Below are 1927 nucleotides of genomic sequence, written 5' to 3'. Positions count from 1 at the left end.
TCCTGCTCGAACCGCACCAATTGATTGTCGACGGTATCCAGGCTCTCGCTGGTCTCCGTCAGGAACTCACGCAACAGATCGTCCATGAAACTGGCCTTCCAAGAATTGGCGCCGCGGTCACGGGGCGACCGCTGATCCTGTCAGAGCGACGGTCGGTCCCGGCCTTCACCAGCAGCGCGGATCGATACCCGGCCCTCGCCGACTCGGCTGAACAGACTTTCGTCCAAGCCATCGTTAGGTGGGGCTTTTATCCGTCCCGTTAATTTTATCGTCCGTGCTAATACGGACGTAGCACCGACCTCTCAGGCTGAGGTGAGCCCGGCCCCTTTCCGCGGCCGGAATGTCAAGGCATCGCTTCTGCCGGCGCGACTGCGCGATCCTCTCGCTCGATCAGCGCCCTGATCTCCTTCAGCGCCTTGTACAGCGCTCCTTCCGTGACATGGCGATCCACCATCTCGGCTTGGCCGGCGGCTTCCGGAATCGCCCTGCGCAACTCGTTCATACAGGCGAGATAGGACGCGCGATAGCGGATCGCGGCGTTCTTCAGATACATCGTCTGGACGCAGAGGTAGAGGCGCTTGGCCGGCGTATCGGCGGTCTCGGCGGTGACGGTGTCACGCTCGCGGAGGATAGGCGCGTCGCCTTCGACGATGAAGCGGGCGCGCGTGTTCGAATTCACGATGACACTGTCGCCGATCACGATGCGCTCGAAAGGCTTCAGCTCGACCCGCAGGGGCATGGCCCAGTCTCCTCTCAGAAGGCTCCTCTCGGGAGTCTCCTCTCGGGAGCGGCGTCGTCGGCAGGCTGCACTCGCGTCGACACGACGTTGCTCTCGTGCTCGCTGTCCGGCTGATCCGGCGCCGCAGCCGAGCGGCGTCAATTTGCGAATAGTCTAGAGCCGAAAACGGCGGGGCAAGCCCCGCCGCCTCCGATATTCGTGGGTGCCGTCCGCGCCTTAGCGCAGCAGCTGCAGCACGCTCGCCTGCGACTGGTTGGCGAGCGACAGCGCGGACACCGCGATCGACTGGCGGGTCGACAGCGCCTGGCTGTTGGCCGCTTCCTCGTTGGTGTCGGCCAAGGTCAGGTTCGACGAACCGGTCTGCAGCACGTTGATCAGGTTCTTGTTGAAGTCCTGACGAACCTGCACGACCGAGAGGTTCGAACCCAGCGTCGAGGCCTCGTTGCGCAGCGTGGAGCTCGCCGAGTTGAGCACGCCGATGACCTTGTTCGCCGAGTTGTTGTCGAGGAAGTCGGTGCCCGAGGTCAACGTCGAGAGGCCGAGGCCCGCCGAGTTGAACGTGACACCGGTGATCGACAGCGTCGACTTGCCGGTCTCGTTGAAGGTCAGCTTCAGCGTGTCGCCGTTCAGCAGGTTGATGCCGTTGAACGAGGCGTCAGCCGCGGTCGTGTTGATCTGCGCCAGCACGTTGTTGTACTGGGAGACCAGGCTCGCGCGCTGCGTCTGAGCAGTCGCGTCCGCCACCGGAGCCGCCGCCGTCAGGCCGTTGAAGGACTGGCTGGAAGCAGCCGCCGTACCACCGATCGCGCCGATCGTGGCCGAAGCCGCGTCGTTGGTCGTGGTGATCGAGATCTTGCCGGTGGACGAGTCAACGGTGGCCTGCAGGTTGTTGGCTGCGAGCTTGGCGTTGAGATCGTTCAGCGACTTGACCTGCCCTGTCCCCAGGCCGAACGTGATGCTGGTCGCCGTGCCACCTCCTGTGGCGCCGACCGTCAAGGTCTGACCCGACAAGCCGTCGCCGACGGCAGTCAGCCCGAGCTTGGCCAAGGTGCCGCTGCTGCCCGAGAGCGTCAATCCCGCCGCCGGCGGCGTCAGGGTGATCGCACCCGCGGTGATCGACGCCGTCACGCCGGTCTGGGTCTGGATCGCCGACAGCAGGTTGCTGACGCTGTCGCCGATGCCGATGTT

General features: G+C 64.6%; 3 protein-coding genes. 1 reads left to right on the top strand and 2 read right to left on the bottom strand.

Annotation, left to right across the window (positions count from 1 at the left end):
- A partial coding sequence (locus ACQR1H_RS33195; RefSeq protein ID WP_434908800.1) for a hypothetical protein occupies positions 1-263 on the top strand: 263 nt, incomplete at its 5' end.
- An 80-nt stretch (positions 264-343) separates the two neighbouring features.
- Here the strand turns inward: ACQR1H_RS33195 and flbT are convergent.
- Positions 344-739, bottom strand: coding sequence for a flagellar biosynthesis repressor FlbT (flbT, locus tag ACQR1H_RS33190; RefSeq protein ID WP_434908799.1), 396 nt, complete (start codon positions 737-739; stop codon positions 344-346).
- Between the two features lie 216 nt (positions 740-955).
- Positions 956-1927 (bottom strand): flagellin (locus tag ACQR1H_RS33185; protein WP_434908798.1); only part of this gene is annotated, 972 nt, incomplete at its 5' end.

The sequence above is a fragment of the Bradyrhizobium sp. HKCCYLRH2015 genome, from assembly GCF_051168215.1.
Classification (GTDB): domain Bacteria; phylum Pseudomonadota; class Alphaproteobacteria; order Rhizobiales; family Xanthobacteraceae; genus Bradyrhizobium.
Note: the sequence above shows the minus strand (reverse complement) of the source record. Positions and strands in the feature narration are given on the sequence as shown.

Excerpts from the sequence above, each read along its gene's own strand:
- flbT (WP_434908799.1), bottom strand. The coding sequence starts at position 739 with ATGCCCCTGCGGGTCGAGCTGAAGCCTTTCGAGCGCATCGTGATCGGC.